A 20,076-nucleotide genomic window follows, 5' to 3' on the forward strand; every position below is an offset into this window, starting at 1 on the left:
ATACGTAAGTCCTTCCAGATACAAAAATGGGCAGCATTTGCTACCCATTTTTCTTTATCGACCGTTAATGGCGTCGATAAGCCCTTTCGCTTCACGGCGAATATCATCTTCACCGTAGACGATGGCCTCTTCTAGCAATTTGATCGCCCCTTGCGGATCGTTCATTTCTAGATAGATTTTTGCTAAATCAAGCTTACCTGCGGCTTCTGCGTTGGTGTCTACATCCACATCACCGATGTCACCAATCACATCAGGGAACTCATTCAAACCAACATCGAGCTTTAATTCTTGCTCTTCGAAGTCACCGCCATTTTTATCCACTTGAGCCATCAACTCATCAATCGTCATGAATTGATTTTTCTTCGGGTCGAAGTCGGTCAGATCATCCTGCTCACCCCAGTTTTCCTGAGCGATTTCTGGTTGCGCAAGTGCTTCTGTCGAGCTCCAAACGTCTCTTTGATCTTCTGGGACTTCCGTTGTTGACGCCGCGCTGTCTGATGACAGTTTAAAACCATCCCAGTCATCACCCACATCCAGCATGGTTTCGAAATCCATTCCCGCACTTGCGATGGTGTCATTGTCCAATTTTCCATCAAACACTTCTGAGTCTGCGTTTTCTGACAACAGGTTCGCCATTGCAGATTCTTCAAAATCATTGAGTTCAGACTCTAAGTCTGCTTGTGCTTCGGGAACGGGATCAGGCTCGACACTGAAAGCCTCTGGCTGCGCGAATACATCAAACAAAGCATCATGGTCATTGTCTGATTGAATAACAGTTTGAGACGCTTCAGGGTGCTTTACCGGCGTTTCTAGTTCTGCATCGCCCATTGAAGCCAATGCATCTTCTTCATTGAACTCTGGCAAGTCCAGATCATCAAAGTTGAACTCCTCATCGCTCGCCATGCCGGCGGCTGGCTGTGAAGTTTCTGCTTCTGACAATCTTGGCTCGTCAGCCATTGATGCAAGAGCATCTTCTTCGCTGAACTCCGGAAGATCCAGATCATCGAAGTCGAACTCTTCATCTTCAGCCACTGGCTCATTCGCCGCAGTTTCTGGTTCAGCGGTTTCAGATTCAGCTAACTCTGGTTCTTGCACCATTGACGTTAGTGCATCTTCTTCGTTGAACTCCGGAAGGTCTAGCTCATCGAAGTTGAATTCTTCGTCTTCGGCCGTCGGCTCAATCGCCGCAGTTTCTGGTTCAGCAATTTCAGACTCAGCTAACTCTGGCTCTTGCGCCATTGACGTTAGTGCATCTTCTTCGCTGAACTCAGGAAGCTCTAGATCATCAAAATTGAACTCTTCCTCTTTAGCCGTTGGCTCAATCGCCGCAGTTTCTGGTTCAGCGGTTTCAGATTCAGCTAACTCTGGCTCTTGCACCATTGACGTTAGTGCATCTTCTTCGTTGAACTCTGGAAGGTCTAGCTCATCGAAGTTGAATTCTTCGTCTTCGGCCGTCGGCTCATTCGCCGCAGTTTCTGGTTCAGCGGTTTCAGATTCAGCTAACTCTGGCTCTTGCACCATTGATGTTAGTGCATCTTCTTCGTTGAACTCCGGAAGATCCAGTTCATCGAAGTTGAACTCTTCGTCTTCGGTAGCTGTCTCAGTTGAACTTGCCGCTACGGGTTCTTGTTCCGTCTTCGTCTCGGGCTCTATGTCATCAACAAGCCAGTCTTCTTCTTGCGGAATACCAAATTCATTTTCGACGGTGTTTGGCGTCGGAGTGAACGCGGGCTCTTCTTCTGTTTTGCTGAGTGATGTTTCAACGTCTGAGTCCGCTTTTTCTAAGATCGCATCTTGCGGTTCTGATTCGATAGAAGGTTCTTGAATCAACTCAGGTTCAAAATCTAACTCATCTTCTTCTGTCGCTTGCTCACTAATAAGCGCATCCAGTTCCGCAGCGAAATCGGCGCGCTCTTGCTCTGCTTGTTTTAGATCGTCTTCATTAGATTCAAACAACTCATCCAATTCCGACATCAAAGGATCGTGCTCTGGGATTGAATCTTCTAAATCACCAAAGAAATCCTCTTTGTCAAAATCTTCAACGGTTTGTTCTAGTGCTGATCCAGCCTCTGATTCGCGGCTCAACGCATCTACTTTCGGCTCAACCTCTGGTTGGTTCTCGTTCAATAATGCATCGATATCTAAGCCTGAATCCAGACCAAGCGCCTTTTCGTCTTCCAATTCAGAAGCAGATTTAACCTGTTGTTGAGTTTCAGCAGGTTGAGTCGCTTCTGGCTCAAGATCATCAAAACCTAACGAGGCCAATAAGTCATCGTCACTCTGCTGCGCACTCGCGATTTCTGGCTCATCATCTTCACGAATCAAATCATCGAATGGGTCAACGTCCGTAGGCTCTTGTTCGTCTATTGTTTCATCGCCGCTGTCATCAAGTAGCTCATCCAACAAATCGACGCTGTTTTCATCAAGATCTTCTAATGCGTCATCGCCCTCAAAACCAGACAGTTTCTCTAGTTCATCAAGTGGATCAAAATCATCGTCAGATGCATCCTCATCATCAAAACCAATCAACTCGTCAAGCAAATCTGTGCTGTCTTCATCAATGGAAGGTTCTTCACTCAAGCCTGCAATGTCTTCTAGATCGTCAAGAGGATCTCGCTCATTGATTGATTCACCTTCGTCGTCACCCATCAACTCATCGAGGAGTGCTGATGCATCATCCTGCTCTAAGTCTGAATCAGACAGACCAGACAATGATTCTAGTTCATCAAGTAGTGGGTCATCGGCATCCGCACTTACTGGCTGTTCATACTGAGCAAGCAGTTTATCGATGTCATCGTCGGTTGCTTCACCAGCGGAGAAAGCACTCTCTGACACTTGAGATGGCTTCTCGTCCTCAACATCAAGATTGAGGTCGTCACCATCAAGGTCAGCAAATAAGTCATCAAGCATGGCTTGATCAACCGCGTCACTTTGTAACTCTTCAGATGGGTCGTCAGCAGAGAGTAACTCGGCAAATGCATCATCCGACATCACATCAGCGTTATCTTCATCTGAAAGATCGAAACCGACTTCATCGTCATCATCCAAAACTTCAAGCTCTGGAGAGACTTCATCAAGTGCACGCTCCATCTCTTCAAGACCGAGCGCTTTTTCTTCGCCGTTTACTTTTATGCCATTGCTTGAAGAGTCAAATTCATCGAAGCCAACGTCGAGATCGCCATCATCCCCAATCCCCGCGAATGGGTCTTCGCCATCATCCCCTTCGAGGTTGAAATCGAGATCGTCGTCATCCAGATTAGCAAAGACATCCTCTTCTTCTGGCTGCGCTTCTTCTTGGCCGAATAGTTGTTCCGTGTCGTCATCGTCACCAAACAAATCGTCGTCTAGACTTAATTCTTCATCCAACTCATCTGCCGCTGCCAATCCGATTGGCGCAGCAAGTGGATCAACACTTTGCTGTTCTTGTGCAGCAGCTTCTTCCTCTTTCTCTTTAGAGCGACGACCAAGCAACATGACGATTAACATGGCAATCAATGCACCTGGAATAAGTGCTGCAAGGCCTACTAGCCAACCGTTAGACAGAACCTTGTCCATCGTACTTGGCTGCATTCGTTGCTGCTCTGCAAGACGCTGACGTTCTTCCGCTAGTAGTTTTTCAACTTCAGAGCGAATTCGTTCTTCATCGTTGAGCGAAGTTTTAAGCGTTGCGACCTCGCTCTGCACTTCAGACAGCATCAAACGTAAACGATGGTTCTTCTCTTCGAGAGAGTCCAACTCACTTTGTGAGCCTTGCAGTTTATCTTTAAGTGCTGTTACTTGTTTCTCACCTTCCGGTGAAGTCACGACTTCAGGTACGGGGGTCGTAGACTCAACCGGCTTGATTGGTTCTGGCTTTGCCAATTCCGGTTTAGACGGCTCAATTTGAGCAACTTCTGGCTTAGGTTGAGGTTTCGTAACTTCAGCCGTAGGCTTTGGTGTTTCCGGCTTTGGCTTAACAGGCGATGTTTTTGCTGGTTTTTGTTGAGCTAATCGAATTTCATGAGCATTCATCACGGCAATTGCCTGAGGCGTGGTAGCACTCTGAACTTGCTCTAATGAAGGCACGCGAAGTCGGCTGCCCGGGATCAATTCATGAATATTCTGGTTATCAAACGCTTGAGGGTTGATTCGGTAAATGGCGAGAAGCGTCTGTTGAACAGAAACATTACGAGAAGGTCGCAATTGAGAAGCAATCGACCACAAAGTCTCGTTTTTATTCGTCGGACCATAAAAGCGCGACGGTTGGTTATTTTCAGGCGGAGCAGGTAACGCTCGCTCAATCTCCTCAGCGTAGCTAGGAGACGTTTGCACTTCACCAGAGGGTCCTACAAGTCGAATTCCTTCGGCTTGAACCACTGACGATGTCTGAGTCGCGCTCATCAACACAAGGGCTGCTAACAAACGCTTATAATTTTGACGCATAGAAGGCTCAGTTTGGTGCTAGAAACAATTTGAAATGGTGATCGGTTAAATATATCGGATAACACACGCAAAACTATAGCTTTGAGGGTAAAAAATGTGTGGCTCTCACCATATTCGTACTAATCTCACACAAATTTACGCCGTTCGAACAAAAAAGCCTCGCAGTGTGCGAGGCTTTGGATTCATTCGTCAGCGTGGCTTAGTAGTAATCGCGAATCAAAACTTCAGCAATTTGTACGGCGTTTGTCGCTGCACCTTTGCGTACGTTATCAGCAACTACCCATAGGTTTACACCACTGTGATGACTAATATCATTGCGAATACGACCAACCATTACGTGGTCTTTGCCGCCTGCATCACGCACTTGTGTTGGGAAATCTTCACCGTGGAACACTTCGATGCCATCCGTTTGCTCAAGCAGGTTAACCACTTCTTGTGCATCGATTGGTGAACGAGTTTCAACATGTAATGCTTCTGCATGACCGTAAAATACCGGAACGCGTACACACGTTGGGTTTACAGTGATTGATGGGTCGTTAAAGATCTTTTGCGTCTCCCACACCATTTTCATTTCTTCTTTGGTGTAGCCGTTTTCCATCATCTGGTCGATTTGTGGAATACAGTTAAACGCGATCTGTTGAGAAAATTCTTTCTTGTCCGCAGGAAGACCATTCAGTAGTTTCGCAGTCTGACCTGCAAGCTCATCAATACCAGCTTTACCCGCACCAGACACTGATTGGTAAGTTGAAACGTTGATACGCTCAATACCAACAGCATCGTGAATAGGCTTTAGTGCCACTAGCATCTGGATGGTTGAACAGTTCGGGTTCGCAATGATGTTACGGTTACGGAACTCAGCAATTGCTTCTGGGTTAACTTCTGGCACCACCAAAGGAATGTCGTATTCGTAGCGGAAATGAGACGTGTTGTCGATCACGATAACGCCTTCGTCTGCGGCAACTGGCGCCCATTTAGCAGACAACTCGCCACCAGCTGAAAACAACGCAATATGCGCTTGAGACCAATCAAACTCTTCTACGTTTTGAACGCGAATTGTTTTACCGTTGAAGCGGTAAGTCTTACCTTCACTGCGTTCACTTGCCAACAGGAAGATTTCGCCTACTGGGAATTTGCGCTCTTGAAGCACTTCCAAAATTGTTTCACCGACCGCGCCGGTCGCACCTAATACGGCAACATTGTATTGCTGGCTCATTGACTTACCTCAACCTGAAAACCTAGTTCTGCTAATGGTGCAAGATTGCATGTTTCGTTACCCACTAGCGTGACAGCGCTGTATTCGCGGCGATCCCAGTAGTTTTTACGCATCAGGTCAAAAGAGCCTGGCTTACTGATTTCGCGGCGGAAAAGAGCGTCATCTTTACGCACATCATAGATTAACTGCGTGATGTTGTGCAGCGTTGCTTCATCCCATGCTCTGTCCAATACCATTGTAGGAACAGGCGCGGTCGGCAGTAAATCGCTGGCATGCGCACGTAATTCGTTATTTAAGAACTCACAGTAGCTGTTGAAAATCATCGTCGTACCGCGAGCTTTCCCCTCCAGACCATAGCCTGCAACGTGAGGGGTTGCGAATGCTAGCAGAGGCAGAAGCTCCATATCAACCTCTGGTTCAAATTCAAATACATCTAATGCCGCCGTAAAGCCATCGTTTTTCATTAAACGTTGCTTCAATGCTTGGTTGTCCACAACAGGACCGCGTGCCGCATTGATAAGAATTTGATCGCAACGAAGACCATTTAACACCTTATCATCAATCAAATGATGCGTTGGGTGTAGGCCATCTTTGGTAATAGGTGTGTGCAGCGTGATGACGTCAGAACGTTCGATCAACTCTGCTAGCGGAGTAAAACTGCGAGAATCTCCCTCTTCTTGCTTGAATGGGTCGTTGATGAGCACGTTAATGCCCATGCCTTTCAAACATTTCTCAAGGTAGCTACCCACTTGACCCGCACCGATGATGCCAACAGTTTTATCGAAAACAGAGAAGCCTTGCTGTTGGGAAAGTACCATCATGACGCTGAACGCATACTCAGCAACGCCGACTTTGTTACAGCCTGGTGCTGCGGTGAAGAAAATACCTTTCTCTTTTAGAAGCGCTTGGTCAACATGATCCATGCCCGCCGTCGCCGTGCCAACGAACTTAAGCTTATTTGCTTTGCTGATCAGTTCTGCGTTTACTCTGGTGACTGAGCGAATCATTAGCGCATCTACATCCACTAAATCATCGGCTGTCAGTGTACGACCGGGTTTTAGAATCACTTCACCGAGTTGGCTGAATAGCTCTTCAGCGTACGGCATATTTTCATCAACAATAATTTTCATAGCGCCAGCGTTTAACATCCATTTGTATGAGTTCGTTTATTCGCAAGATGCGAAGCTAAAGCGATTGTGCCCTTTTCTTGAAAAATCTCAACAACTATACCTAAGTGACTTTCAAAAGCAGGTTTCAGAAAAGAAAAAGCCCGGCTAAATTAGCCGGGCAAAGTTCCAGAACAAAAGGATCCTATCCCGCTCTCCTTGGGATAAAGTCTGCGTCTGTTCGATCAGTTAACCTGATCAAGCTCTGGAAACTGGTTTGTTGGTCGGTTCACTCCACGAAGAGAATCACAGCCCAACAAATTCAGTTAGCTTTGGGTCGCTTATGCTTGGTACTTTTTGATTACCAATGTCGCGTTTGTACCACCAAAACCAAAGCTGTTTGACATAACTGTCGTCAGTTCAGCGTCACGAGCTTCCATTACGATGTCTAGACCTTGTGCTGCTTCATCCAAGTTAGAGATATTCACACTTGGAGCAATGAAGCCATTATCTAGCATTAGCGTTGAGTAAATTGCTTCGTGAACACCAGCTGCACCTAGTGCGTGGCCAGTCATCGCTTTTGTCGCAGAGATTGCTGGGCTGTTGTTGCCGAATAGCTCTTGGATAGCGCCTAGCTCTTTCACGTCACCTACAGGAGTAGAAGTACCGTGCGTGTTGATGTAATCGATGTTATCAACGTCTTGCATTGCCATCTTCATACAACGGATTGCGCCTTCACCTGATGGTGCTACCATGTCGTAGCCATCAGAAGTCGCACCGTAACCTACGATCTCACCGTAGATTTTCGCGCCACGAGCTAGTGCGTGCTCTAGTTCTTCGATAACTAGCATGCCGCCGCCACCAGAAATAACGAAACCATCACGATCAGAATCGTAAGTACGAGATGCTTTTTCTGGTGTTTCGTTGTACTTGGTAGATAGTGCGCCCATTGCATCAAACATCATCGTTTGAGACCAATCTAGCTCTTCACCACCACCTGCAAATACGATGTCTTGTTTGCCAAGTTGAATAAGCTCCATCGCATGACCGATACAGTGTGCAGATGTTGCACAAGCTGAGCTCATTGAGTAGTTCACACCACGAATCTTAAATGGTGTTGCAAGACACGCTGATACTGTTGAAGACATAGTACGCGGCACCATGTATGGACCTACGCGTTTTACGCCTTTTGCACGCATCGTATCAGTTGCCACTGTTTGGTTTAATGCAGAAGCACCACCAGAACCAGCAACGATACCTGTACGATCGTTTGAAACTTGTTCTTCAGATAGACCAGCGTCTTCAATCGCCTGCTGCATTGATAGGTATGCATAAGCAGCCGCATCACCCATAAAGCGCATCTGCTTACGGTCAATAAATTCTGCTGGGTTGATTTTCAGATCACCCCATACCTGCGAACGCAGACCGTTTTCTTTAAACTGCTCAGACGCAGTGATGCCAGATTTGCCCGCTTTAAGAGACGCTAGAACTTCTTCGACGTTGTTACCGATACTTGAAACAATACCCATACCGGTGATTACGACTCGTTTCATTATGACATTCCTATAATTCAAAAATCCGCTAGATAATAACTAAGATAGTCAACAAAAGTGGTCAGCTTTCCCAGAAATTCGTACAATTGCCGAATTCTAACCGCGCCAAATCACATATTTGCACCATTATGACTTCGATTAAAAACGCAGAACTTGGTTGGAACGAAGCTGGTACACCGGTTTCTGACCAATTTGATGATGTTTATTTCTCCAACGTAAACGGTCTCGAAGAGACGCGTTACGTGTTCCTCAAACAAAATCATCTACCAGAAAGATGGCAGGAATTTGACCAAAGACGCTTTGTTATTGGCGAAACCGGATTTGGCACGGGGTTGAACTTCTTAGCCGTGTGGCAATGGTTTACCGAATTTCGTCGCGAATATCCAGAGGCAGCGTTAAAAGAATTGCATTTCGTTAGTTTTGAGAAGTACCCACTCAGCAAAGCTGATCTAGAAAAAGCACATCAATCTTGGCCAGAGTTGGCAGAATTTGCCGAAAAGCTGCAACAGCACTACCCAGCCGCAGTGCCTGAATGTCATCGCATTGTTTTAGAAGACGGCGCCATCACACTCGACCTTTGGTTTGGCGATATAAAAGACTGCATGCCGCTTGTTCCTTATGGGGAGCAAGGCTTGATTGATGCTTGGTTCTTAGACGGTTTTGCACCAAGCAAAAACCCAGAAATGTGGAACCAAAACCTATTCAACGGCATGGCAAAATTGGCAAAACAAGGCTGTACGGTCGCAACCTTTACGGCAGCAGGCTTTGTGCGTCGCGGCTTAAACGAAGCAGGCTTTTCAATGAAGAAAGTCAAAGGCTTCGGTACCAAACGCGAAATGATCGCGGGTTCGATGGAGCGGCGTGAAGCGCATTCAAACCACCAACCTTGGTTTAACCGCACTGCGTCGGCCAATCATGATTCCATCGCGATTATTGGTGGCGGCATCGCAAGCGCGGCTTTGGCTAAAACGCTGATTCGCCGCGGTCAAAATGTCACACTCTACTGCAAAGACGCTCAACCCGCAGAAGGCGCATCAGGCAACCGCCAAGGCGCAGTGTACCCATTATTAAATGGTCCCCACAAAGGCGTTTCTCGTGTGTTCGCTCCGGGCTTTTTGTTTGCCCGTCAGTTTGTTGACCAGGCTGCGCAAAATATCCAATTCGATCACGATTGGTGCGGCATCACTCAGTTAATGTGGGATGACAAATCTGCAGACAAGTTGGAAAAAATGCTTGCTGGTAATTTCACGCCAGAGTTAATTCATAAACTATCTGCTGAAGAGACCGCAGAGAAGATTGGCTTGCCGATCGATATGGCATCGGTTCATTACCCTCTTGGCGGTTGGTTATGCCCTGCAGAACTGACCCGTGGTTTGATTGCTCAACTGGAGAAAACAGAACTTTTTGAAGTTAAGTTCGAGCATCAAGTCGAGTCACTAACTTGGGATGAAGCGCGCCAACTATGGACATTGAAAGCAAACGGTCAAAGCTTTGAACACTCCACTGTAGTGGTTGCTAACGGCAGTGAATTCCAAACACTAAGCCAAACCGCGGATCTACCGATGGGTCAGGTAAAAGGTCAAGTTAGCCACGCACCAGCGACAGAAACCTTGTCTAAGCTGAAAACGGTACTGTGTTATGACGGTTACATGACGCCTGTTAACCCGAATAATCAGCACTTATGCATCGGTGCAAGCTACGACCGCAGCCACCTCGATTACGAGTTTGACGAGGAAGCACAAAAAGACAATGCAGAGAAATTGGTGAAGTGTTTGCCAAACCAAGCTTGGACGAAAGAAGTGGATACCTCTGGTAATTTATCACGCCAAGGCATTCGCTGTGTTAGCCGTGACCACCTGCCGTTTGTAGGTAACGTAGGTGACTTTGAAACCATCAAAACGCAATATGCGGATCTGCAAAATCAACAAGAACAAGACGTTGAAGCGATTCACCAGTTCCCTAACCTATTCTGTTTCCTTGGTTTAGGCTCTCGTGGTTTGAGCTCTGCGCCTCTAATGGCCGAAGTGTTGGCATCACAAATTTGTGGCGACCCGTTACCACTGCCTGTTGATGTGCTGACTGAACTGCACCCAAGCCGTATGTGGGTAAGAAAGCTACGTAAAGGTAAGGCGATTACTGAGTTATAACGCGTTTCGAATGCGTAAAGAACCCCTCCTAGCCTCCCCTTAAAAAGGGGAGGAACAAGCTGCGAACTCTGCATTCGTCCTCCCCCTTTCTAAGGGGGAGTTAGAGGGGGTTACAAGTTTTTTAATTCAATGCCGCCACGGCCGCTTTCACCTGATCTGCAATTTCAGCATTACGGAATTCTCCCGTTTCCAAATCAAAGTTATCGTAGAAGCTTGGAATAGATTGCGATGCTTTCACTTCAGCACCAAAGTAAGGCGCAGAGCCTGTCGCCGCTGCGAGTACCGTTTGTGCACCACCAGGGCCAGGTGAAGTCGCTAAGTACACCGCCGGTTTATTTTGGAATACGTTGCGATCGATACGTGTCGCCCAATCGAATAGATTCTTATACGCTGCTGGGTAAGAGCCGTTGTGTTCAGCAAAAGAAATCACCAAAGCGTCCGCCGTTGCGATATCTGCAAGAAACACTTTTGCGCCTTCCGCCTGACCAATTTCCTTCTCTTTGTCTTCACTGAACAAAGGAACATCGTAACTATTGAGGTCTAACACCCGCACGTCTGCACCTTCGACAAGGTTAGCAGCGTAAGTCGCAAGGGTTTTATTGATAGAAGTAGAGCTAGTAGAAGCGCCGAATGCGATAATTTTCATGGTTGTAATCCTTTGTTCACGTTTTGTACTAACAAGAGTAAAAGGTGAACGAGTGTGCTACAACCACAAAAATTTTAAGGAGAGATTCGAAAATTTCGAAGGAGTTTATTTCAACTCTTTTTGCTTCAACCAGAGGCTTAGAGCTGCCAATCGAAGCATATATAACTGAATGAGACTTAAGCTTGCGCTTGAAGCTCTTGCCATAGATCGCTCACGATCACGCGATCGGCAGGCGTCAATTCTGAACGCGCTTCTTCAAGGCTGTTTTCAATGCGAGACTTCAGCTCAGTTACATCGTTAATGCCTTCTTCTTCACACGCTGCAGCAGACAGAGAAATGTGACCACGCAAATAACCACCAGCAAACAATTCATCATCCGATGCCGTTTCAATGCGAGCATCAATCAGTTCTAGTAGTTTTTCTTCAAATTCAATAATCATGGCGTTTCTCTGAGGTTATTTAACGATAAAGTCAGACGTTTCCAGCGGCTTGGTTTGGTAAAAGGCACGTAATGCATCCGATAGCATTTTCACGCGAGGCGGAAGACCGCTTTCTAGAATGCCCATTACTTCATTGTGCACTTTGTGCATAAAACCAAGACGATCTGGTTCAAAATCGCCGTGTAGATTGTCACAACTGACGTTAAAAGGGAAGTCAGCACTTTTCGCTAGAATCCACTCGTAAGCTTGAGGGCGAATTTCAACTTTTTCGAATTCAGCTTGAACCTCTGCTGTGCGACCATCTGGTTCGTACCAATAACCAAAATCTTCCAGCAAACGACGCTCTGGTCCTGCTACGCACCAATGGGCAATCTCGTGCAGTGCTGACGCATAAAAGCCACGAGCAAAAATAATCCGATGATGCGGATGTTCTTCATCTGCTGGCAAGTAAATTGGCTCATCGCCGCCTAGCTCTAACTCAGTGTTAAAAGGCCCAAGAAATGTGTCATTGAAAATAGCGATAAGGTCTTGATATTCGTGGTTCATCATCGATTCTGTACGTCAAATTGATATGCGGTGCGCATTGTCGCTGTTTTTCTTACACAGGTAAAGCCACACAACATGTTTGGTTATTAGCTGAGTTAATCTGAAAGTCGCTTTCTCCATACAATTTCTCATTCGTCACAGATCACATTTCCCACTACACTCACGCCTTATTTTTACGCTTAACGATGGCGACTTCAACGCCACTTGAAGCGAGATTCTTTTGGGTTTAAGCCTCTCCCCAAGGTTTAAATCTTGTTGGTAAGTTTTGCTGCTGTTTTCCTTAATCTCAAGGACCATGACAGAGCCCTTTTATTTGAGTGTCCCCTTATGCTGCTAAGTGTGTTGTACATCATTGGTATCACGGCTGAAGCCATGACTGGTGCATTGAGTGCCGGCCGAAGAAAAATGGATTGGTTTGGTGTTATGTTGGTAGCGAGTGCAACGGCTATTGGCGGCGGTACGGTGCGCGACATTCTTCTTGGCCACTACCCACTAGGTTGGGTGAAAAATCCCGAGTTTTTGGCAATCACTTGTGTAGCTGGTGTACTGACGACTGGCTTAGCGAAATGGGTGATTAAATTCAAAGGGCTATTTATCCGTTTGGATGCGCTGGGCTTGATCGTATTTAGCATCATCGGTACCAAGGTAGCGATTGGCATGGGCTTACACCCTGGCATTTGTATGGTGTCTGCACTAGTCACTGGTGTATTTGGCGGTCTGCTACGCGATTTGATTTGTCGTCAAACACCGCTTGTGTTGCATGAAGAGCTTTACGCCTCTGTGGCACTTATTGCATCGGGCTTGTACTTAGCTTTACTTGAGTTCAACGTACCTGACGTAACCGCGACGATTGTGACTCTGATTACTGGTTATATGCTCCGTATGGCTGCAGTTCGATTCAAATGGCGCTTACCTTCATTCCACTTGGAAACCGAAGGTTCGATTCACTAATTGGATTCGAAACCAATTGAAACCCTATTAAAAAGGCTGCTCACTGAGCAGCCTTTTGCGTTTCTATCGAGTTAAGTTTCAAACTTAAATCTTTGGAGTCTCGGTTTTTACGCCATGGTTTTGACCACGATGACGTAGCAAGTGATCCATAACGACAATAGCCAGCATCGCTTCCGCGATAGGCACGGCGCGGATACCCACACATGGGTCATGACGACCTTTAGTGATCAACTGAGTTGGTTCACCTTCTTTAGTGATAGTCTCGCCTGGAACCGTAATGCTTGAGGTTGGCTTAAGCGCGATGTTTGCCACAATCTCTTGGCCGGTAGAGATACCGCCCAGAATGCCGCCTGCGTGGTTGCTGCCGAAGCCTTCTGGAGAAAGCGTATCACGATGCTCGCTGCCTTTTTGGTTTACCACGTCAAAACCGTCGCCGATTTCCACGCCTTTCACCGCATTAATGCTCATTAGCGCGTGTGCGATGTCTGCATCTAAACGATCAAATACAGGCTCACCAAGACCAACAGGCACGTTGGTTGCCACAACCTGAATTTTTGCGCCAATGGAGTCGCCTTCTTTTTTCAGGTCACGGATAAGTTGGTCAAATGCTTCTACTTTGTCTGCATCTGGGCAGAAGAACGCATTATTTTCGATTTCATTCCAATCCACTTTATCGATTGAAACGTCACCCATTTGCGACAAGTAAGCACGGATTTCTACACCGAACTCGTCTTTCAGGTATTTCTTAGCGATTGCACCAGCCGCCACACGCATTGCCGTTTCACGAGCAGACGAACGGCCGCCACCTCGATAATCGCGCACACCGTATTTTTGGTGGTAAGTGTAATCAGCATGTCCTGGACGGAACTTGTCTTTAATGTCTGAGTAGTCTTTAGAACGCTGGTCAGTGTTCTCAATCATCAAACCAATTGAAGTACCTGTAGTTTGACCTTCAAATACGCCAGAAAGAATTTTTACTTCGTCCGGTTCACGACGCTGTGTGGTGTAACGTGATGTGCCAGGACGGCGACGGTCGAGATCCGTTTGCAGATCTGCCTCAGTGATTTCCAAACCTGGAGGGCATCCGTCTACGATACATCCTAGTGCGATACCGTGACTTTCCCCGAATGTCGTCACTCGGAAATGTTGTCCGATACTGTTTCCTGCCATTACTTCCTCAAATTATTGTCGCCACGCTCGAACTGTGGGAGCGCAACTGCTTATCAATTCTTCGTGAATTCATAGTGGCGGTATTACGTTTTGATGTAAAGCCCGTTTTGGCGGAAAAAACAAATCAGCCTGAATTTTCAAGCTCACTGCGAAGCGGATAAAAAAACACCGAGCACTAGGCTCGGTGTTTTCATTGTTTGTTCGACTGGTTTGCTTAGACAGACTTAGTCTTTGTACAGTTTGAACTCTTCTGCACATTCAACTAACTGATCACGTGTTAGCATGAATACGCCGTGACCGCCGTTCTCGAACTCGACCCAAGTAAATGGGATCTGAGGGTACTGTTCCATCATGTGAACCATCGAGTTACCGACTTCACAAATAAGAATACCGTTTTCTGTTAGGTAGTCTGGAGCGTTGGCAAGAATACGACGAACCAGTTTTAGACCGTCAGTACCCGCGGCTAGACCTAGCTCAGGCTCGTGCGTGAACTCGTCTGGTAGGCTGTTCATGTCTTCTTCGTCCACGTAAGGTGGGTTAGACACGATCAGGTTGTACTTCTCTTTTGGCAGATCACGGAACAAATCTGAACGGATTGGGAACACTTGCTGCTCCATACCGTGATCTTGTACATTTTGTTCAGCCACTTGTAGGGCGTCTGTAGAGATGTCGATCGCGTCGACTTCTGCTTCAGGGAAAGCGTGCGCACAAGCAATCGCGATACAGCCAGAACCCGTACATAGGTCCATGATGCGAGTTGGCTCTTCCACCAACCAAGGTTGGAATTCCGCTTGAATCAATTCACCGATTGGAGAACGTGGCACAAGTACACGCTCATCAACAAAGAACTCAAGACCGCAGAACCATGCTTTGTTCGTTAGGTATGCAGTTGGTGTACGCTCGTTGATGCGTTTTACTACGCGCTCAACAATACGTAGACGCTCGCTTGTCGTTAGGCGAGAGTTCAATACATGCGGAGGCACATCAATCGGCAAGTATAATGTCGGTAGGATAAGCTGAACCGCTTCATCCCACGCATTATCAGTACCATGACCGTAAAACAAGTTAGCGGCGTTAAAGCGGCTGACCGTCCAACGAATCATATCTTGAAGGGTATGCAGTTCCGATACCGCCTCTTCTACAAAAATCTTATCCAAAATTGCCTCCGAAAAGCGCTACAATACTGCCATAAATTGTAAAAATGAAATTGTTTACCTAATGAGCAAAAAAGACACCGAACACGATGACGATTTCGCCTTGTTTAAGGATGCAGTACAGGGCGTAAAAAAGTTGCGACAGGATACCATAATCCAGCAACCAAAAAAAAATACTAAGCAAAAAGAAATCACGCGCTCAAACCGTGAAGCGAGTGATTCTGAGTTTTACTTTTCCGATGAGTTTGTCCCGCTCTTAAATGCGGATGGACCAACTCGCTACGCGCGTGATGATGTCTCAACTTATGAAGTGAAACGTCTGCGCCGTGGTGTGTACGTACCTGATGTTTTCCTAGACATGCATGGTATGACCCAACTGGAAGCTAAGCGAGAGCTCGGCGCGATGATCGCTTACTGTGTCAAAAACGAAATCCACTGTGCGTGTGTTCAACACGGCATTGGTAAGCACATCTTGAAGCAGAAAGCACCGCTGTGGCTTGCTCAACACCCAGACGTGATGGCATTCCACCAAGCGCCTTTAGAGTTTGGCGGAGACGGTGCGCTACTGGTATTACTGTCTATTCCAGAGAAATAAACCACCGACTGCGAAAGTGTTTCGCTGACGAACAAGAACGACAAAGGCAGGTTAACCCTGCCTTTTTGTTTTTCTCGAGTCCTGATCCCGAGAGCGAGTGTTCTATGGCGTGATATGCCACAACACTTCACCGCGTTGTGTTTGCGGATCGTATTCAATGCACACCAAGCCAGATGTTGGGAACATCGGTGGTGTCATGTCTTTCACAAACTCAGAAGTGAGATACCCCACCAGCGGTAAGTGCGACACAAACAGAAGTGATTCCAACTTCTCAACCTCAATCAATGCATTGGCAAAATCAAATACATGGTCCGATTGACCGTATGGCGTGATGTCTTCACAAGTCTCAATACTTTTCGCCGAGAAATGGACGCTGATCTCTTGCCATGTTTGTTGCGCTCGGATGTATGGACTGACTAGCACTTTATCGAATTGAGCAAAACCTTGCTCTTTACATGCTCGGGCAACTGCTTCCGATTCAGTTCTGCCTCTTTGGGTCAGTTGTCTTTCTGCATCGGTATCCGCGAAATGTTCCGCTTCACCGTGACGCAAGATAAATATTTTCATGTTATTTCCTAGGGATAGCTAACGCTACCAAAAGGTTGACTGCTATCTTTATACGGATAGCGGGCTAACTTTAATAATGTCGAAACAAAAATACTGATATAATTATCGGTTCATTATACCAATTCGCTTGCTAAAGATAGCGACTTTCTTAACAATCTATTAAAAAGAATAGACTCAGTTCATCACATTCTACGATGAAGTTATGAACTCAGTGCATTCCTTCAAATAGCTCGAACCCCATAGCATTGGCTATTGGGCTTATGCAGTACTCTTACGAATAACAAAAATACGGCAAGCAGTATTTGTCGAAGCGCAAACTTTGCGCCGCCCCATTCGGGGTTCATCATTACTGTAATGCGAAATCTGGAGACGCATCGTGCACTTAAGTCCAAACGATTCAAATCAATACCGCTACATTACCTTGAGTAATGCACTGCGCGTGTTGCTGATCCACTCCGACACCGCTCAACAGTCGGCAGCAGCCTTGGCAGTAAATGTTGGACACTTTGATGACCCAAATGATCGTCAAGGTCTGGCACACTACCTAGAACACATGCTTTTTTTGGGAACGGAAAAATACCCTAAAGTTGGCGAGTTTCAAAGTTATATTAGTCAACACGGTGGCACAAATAACGCTTGGACGGGAACAGAGCATACTTGTTTCTTCTTTGACGTCACCCCCACAGCGTTTGAAACCGCGCTTGACCGTTTCAGCCAATTCTTCACCGCACCGTTGTTTAATGAAGAAGCGTTAGACAAAGAGCGCCAAGCTGTCGACTCCGAATACAAGCTCAAACTGAACGACGATTCTCGCCGTCTATATCAAGTAAACAAAGAGGTCATCAACCCTGATCATCCGTTTTCTAAGTTCTCTGTCGGCAACTTGGAAACCCTCGGCGATCGCGATGGCAAATCGATTCGCGACGAGATAGTCGAGTTTCACCACTCGCAATATTCCGCTGATTTGATGACATTGACCTTGTTTGGTCCTCAATCTCTTGATGAACAGCAAGCTTGGGTAGAAACCATGTTTGCTGACATTCCAAATCATCAATTACACGGAAAATCGATTGATGTACCTATAGGTAACGAAGACAGCACCGGCATTTTGGTTCAAGTCGAACCGATTAAAGAATTTCGTAAACTGATCTTAACCTTCTCGATGCCAGGGATGGATGAGCATTACGGCGCGAAACCCCTCTCCTACTTTGCGCATTTGTTGGGTTATGAAGGCGAAGGCAGTTTGATGCTAGAGCTGAAAAACAAAGGTTGGATTACATCCTTATCTGCCGGAGGAGGTGCAAGCGGCAGCAATTACCGAGACTTCACAGTCAGCTGCACATTGACCCAAGATGGCTTGGATTATGTCGATAACATCATTCAAGCCGTATTCCAGTACCTGTCTATGATCAAACAAGATGGGATGGATGAATGGCGTTACCTTGAAAAACAAGCAGTGCTGGAGTCTGCCTTCCGCTTTCAAGAACCATCTCGTCCGATGGATTTGGTCAGCCACCTTGTGATCAACATGCAGCACTATCAGCCGGAAGACACGGTTTACGGTGACTACAAAATGACAGGGTATGATGAAGAGCTACAATGCTCTTTATTGCACTACCTCAACATCGAAAATGTTCGTGTGACTCTGATTGCCAAAGGATTAGAGTACAACCAAACCGCAGAATGGTATTTCACGCCCTACTCAGTGCATCCATTCAACGATGAACAACGTCGTTTATATCAACAAATCGATCCTAGTTGGCAATTCGTTCTCCCAGAAAAGAACCCATACATTTGCTACGAGCTCGATCCAAAACCGTTTGAAAATGGTGGCTCATTGCCAGAATTAGTGGAAGATGTCGAAGGCTTCCGTTTATGGCATTTGCAAGATGACGAATTCCGAGTGCCAAAAGGCGTCGTGTATGTCGCTATCGACAGCTCGCACGCCGTCGCTTCACCGAAAAACATCGTGAAAACACGCCTATGTGTTGAGATGTTCCTTGATTCATTAGCGAAAGAGACCTATCAAGCTGAAATCGCAGGTATGGGTTACAACATGTACGCTCACCAAGGTGGTGTTACTCTGACGCTATCAGGTTTTAGCGAGAAATTGCCTCAGCTGTTAGAAATGATTCTGCATCGCTTCGCGGCACGTGAGTTCAGCCCTGCTCGATTCGAAACCATCAAACAACAACTATTACGTAATTGGCGAAATTCATCTCAGGACCGCCCTATTTCGCAGCTATTCAATGCACTGACTGGGCTTCTTCAACCCAACAATCCGCCTTTCGCAACACTCGTTGAAGCGCTGGAAGAAATAGAAGTGGATGAACTGTCGGTGTTTGTTGAATCAATTTTGGCCGAGTTGCATGTAGAAATGTTCGTTTACGGCGACTGGCAGCGTCAGCACGCAAAAGAGATGGCAACAACGTTGAAAGATGCCCTTAGAGTAAAAGAACAACGCTACGAAGAGGCACTCCGTCCGTTGGTCATGCTTGGCGAAAATGGCAGTTTCCAACGTGAAGTCCACTGTAATCAGCAAGATTCCGCGGTGGTGATTTACCACCAATGTGAAGATATCGAGCCACGCAATATCGCCTTGTATACACTGGCTAACCATCTGATGTCGGCGACCTTCTTCCATGAAATCCGCACCAAGCAGCAACTTGGCTATATGGTCGGTACGGGAAATATGCCTCTCAATCGCCATCCAGGTATTGTGCTGTACGTTCAGTCTCCAAATGCCGCTCCCGCTGAATTGGTCACATCAATTGATGAGTTTTTGAACGCTTTCTACATGGTATTGCTAGAGCTAAATGAATACCAGTGGCACAGCAGCAAGCGAGGTTTATGGAATCAAATAGCAACGCCCGACACAACATTGCGTGGTAGAGCTCAGCGCTTGTGGGTCGCTATTGGCAACAAAGACACGGATTTCAATCAACGTGAAAAAGTACTAGAAGAGCTTAAAGGGCTTACTCGTACCGATATGATCCGCTTTGTTGTCAACGAGTTAAAACCGCGCACCGCAAACCGTTTGGTCATGCACTCGCAAGGTATAGCACACGCAGATGCTCCGCGAGTTAATCTTGGTTTAGAAATTGGGTCGATTGAAGAGTTTCAATTACGACCAAAAGATTGTGGTCTCGGATAAGAGACTCAAATGCATAATTGGCATGAAATGGTAAAAGTAGTAATTTAGTTTATGCTGTAATTACCTTGTTCAATAAATATGCAAACACGAGGACTAAATGAAAAAGCTACTTTTACTTGCTGCTGTACTTATACCACTCGCGCCTGTTGCCCATGCAGACATCACAATTAAGGGTGACGATTTCGAACTAAGTGAAGACTGTTTGCGCCTTGATGGTGATAACGTATCAATAAAGTCTGACGATTGCTCCTCAGGGAAGCATGACAAAGACCACAAAGGTAATTCTAGTGTCCACGGTGATAACAACCCAGGCAAAGGTCACGACAAGGACAAAAAAGACAAGAAGAAATAACGTCTCATAATCTTAAACACAAAAAAGGCTTGCATCACGCAAGCCTTTCTATTTTTAGCG

Annotated in this window: 15 protein-coding genes; 5 read left to right on the forward strand and 10 right to left on the reverse strand. The window is 46.3% G+C overall.

Annotated elements, in window-relative coordinates; translation table 11 throughout:
* Positions 1-54 precede the first annotated feature (54 nt).
* From OQJ86_RS09025 to fabB, 4 genes are all read right to left on the reverse strand, one after another.
* Positions 55-4,422 (reverse strand): FimV/HubP family polar landmark protein, encoded by a 4,368-nt coding sequence (locus tag OQJ86_RS09025; protein WP_265987537.1) that lies wholly within the window; start codon positions 4,420-4,422, stop codon positions 55-57.
* Positions 4,423-4,621: 199 nt separating this feature from the next.
* A complete protein-coding gene (locus OQJ86_RS09030) occupies positions 4,622-5,635 on the reverse strand; it encodes an aspartate-semialdehyde dehydrogenase (protein ID WP_038878778.1) in 1,014 nt (337 codons plus the stop codon).
* Entirely contained in the window at positions 5,632-6,765 is a 1,134-nt protein-coding gene (locus OQJ86_RS09035; RefSeq protein WP_045405804.1) for a 4-phosphoerythronate dehydrogenase, read from the reverse strand. The genes OQJ86_RS09030 and OQJ86_RS09035 overlap by 4 nt, the downstream gene beginning before the upstream one ends.
* 317 nt (positions 6,766-7,082) lie before the next feature.
* The gene (gene fabB, locus OQJ86_RS09040; RefSeq protein ID WP_105068626.1) at positions 7,083-8,294 is read right to left on the reverse strand and encodes a beta-ketoacyl-ACP synthase I; all 1,212 of its coding nucleotides are present in this window, start codon (positions 8,292-8,294) and stop codon (positions 7,083-7,085) included.
* A gap of 128 nt (positions 8,295-8,422) precedes the next feature.
* On the opposite strand from fabB, the gene mnmC reads away from it, so the two are divergent.
* On the forward strand, positions 8,423-10,441 hold the full coding sequence (gene mnmC, locus OQJ86_RS09045) for a bifunctional tRNA (5-methylaminomethyl-2-thiouridine)(34)-methyltransferase MnmD/FAD-dependent 5-carboxymethylaminomethyl-2-thiouridine(34) oxidoreductase MnmC (RefSeq protein ID WP_045405692.1): 2,019 nt from the start codon (positions 8,423-8,425) through the stop codon (positions 10,439-10,441).
* Between the two features lie 121 nt (positions 10,442-10,562).
* On the opposite strand, the gene OQJ86_RS09050 is transcribed toward mnmC, so the two are convergent.
* From OQJ86_RS09050 to OQJ86_RS09060, 3 genes are all read right to left on the reverse strand, one after another.
* Positions 10,563-11,087 (reverse strand): NADPH-dependent FMN reductase, encoded by a 525-nt coding sequence (locus OQJ86_RS09050; RefSeq protein ID WP_105068624.1) that lies wholly within the window; start codon positions 11,085-11,087, stop codon positions 10,563-10,565.
* Positions 11,088-11,263: 176 nt separating this feature from the next.
* Positions 11,264-11,527: a YfcL family protein gene (locus OQJ86_RS09055; protein ID WP_005433127.1), complete on the reverse strand. Its 264-nt coding sequence runs from the start codon at positions 11,525-11,527 to the stop codon at positions 11,264-11,266.
* A 15-nt stretch (positions 11,528-11,542) separates the two neighbouring features.
* Positions 11,543-12,073 (reverse strand): elongation factor P hydroxylase, encoded by a 531-nt coding sequence (locus tag OQJ86_RS09060; RefSeq protein ID WP_045405690.1) that lies wholly within the window; start codon positions 12,071-12,073, stop codon positions 11,543-11,545.
* A 327-nt stretch (positions 12,074-12,400) separates the two neighbouring features.
* Between OQJ86_RS09060 and OQJ86_RS09065 the strand changes: the two genes are divergently transcribed.
* Positions 12,401-13,024, forward strand: coding sequence for a trimeric intracellular cation channel family protein (locus OQJ86_RS09065; RefSeq protein ID WP_009707348.1), 624 nt, complete (start codon positions 12,401-12,403; stop codon positions 13,022-13,024).
* Positions 13,025-13,108: 84 nt separating this feature from the next.
* On the opposite strand, the gene aroC is transcribed toward OQJ86_RS09065, so the two are convergent.
* Together aroC and prmB are read right to left on the reverse strand one after the other, a co-directional pair.
* Positions 13,109-14,194, reverse strand: a complete 1,086-nt coding sequence (gene aroC / locus OQJ86_RS09070; RefSeq protein ID WP_042606319.1) for a chorismate synthase — start codon at positions 14,192-14,194, stop codon at positions 13,109-13,111.
* Between the two features lie 224 nt (positions 14,195-14,418).
* Positions 14,419-15,351: a 50S ribosomal protein L3 N(5)-glutamine methyltransferase gene (gene prmB, locus OQJ86_RS09075; protein WP_038871350.1), complete on the reverse strand. Its 933-nt coding sequence runs from the start codon at positions 15,349-15,351 to the stop codon at positions 14,419-14,421.
* Between the two features lie 61 nt (positions 15,352-15,412).
* Here prmB and smrB point away from each other — a divergent pair, with 61 nt between their 5' ends.
* Complete coding sequence (gene smrB, locus OQJ86_RS09080) at positions 15,413-15,943, forward strand: endonuclease SmrB (protein WP_038871353.1); 531 nt, start codon at positions 15,413-15,415, stop codon at positions 15,941-15,943.
* Positions 15,944-16,045: 102 nt separating this feature from the next.
* On the opposite strand, the gene sixA is transcribed toward smrB, so the two are convergent.
* The gene (gene sixA, locus OQJ86_RS09085) at positions 16,046-16,510 is read right to left on the reverse strand and encodes a phosphohistidine phosphatase SixA (protein WP_038871355.1); all 465 of its coding nucleotides are present in this window, start codon (positions 16,508-16,510) and stop codon (positions 16,046-16,048) included.
* A gap of 376 nt (positions 16,511-16,886) precedes the next feature.
* Between sixA and OQJ86_RS09090 the strand changes: the two genes are divergently transcribed.
* Both OQJ86_RS09090 and OQJ86_RS09095 read left to right on the forward strand, forming a co-directional pair.
* Positions 16,887-19,664, forward strand: coding sequence for an insulinase family protein (locus OQJ86_RS09090; RefSeq protein ID WP_265987538.1), 2,778 nt, complete (start codon positions 16,887-16,889; stop codon positions 19,662-19,664).
* Positions 19,665-19,761: 97 nt separating this feature from the next.
* Positions 19,762-20,016, forward strand: coding sequence for a hypothetical protein (locus tag OQJ86_RS09095; RefSeq protein WP_038882183.1), 255 nt, complete (start codon positions 19,762-19,764; stop codon positions 20,014-20,016).
* Positions 20,017-20,076 lie beyond the last annotated feature (60 nt).

It is taken from the genome of Vibrio sp. Sgm 5 (genome assembly GCF_026241575.1).
Classification (GTDB): domain Bacteria; phylum Pseudomonadota; class Gammaproteobacteria; order Enterobacterales; family Vibrionaceae; genus Vibrio; species Vibrio jasicida.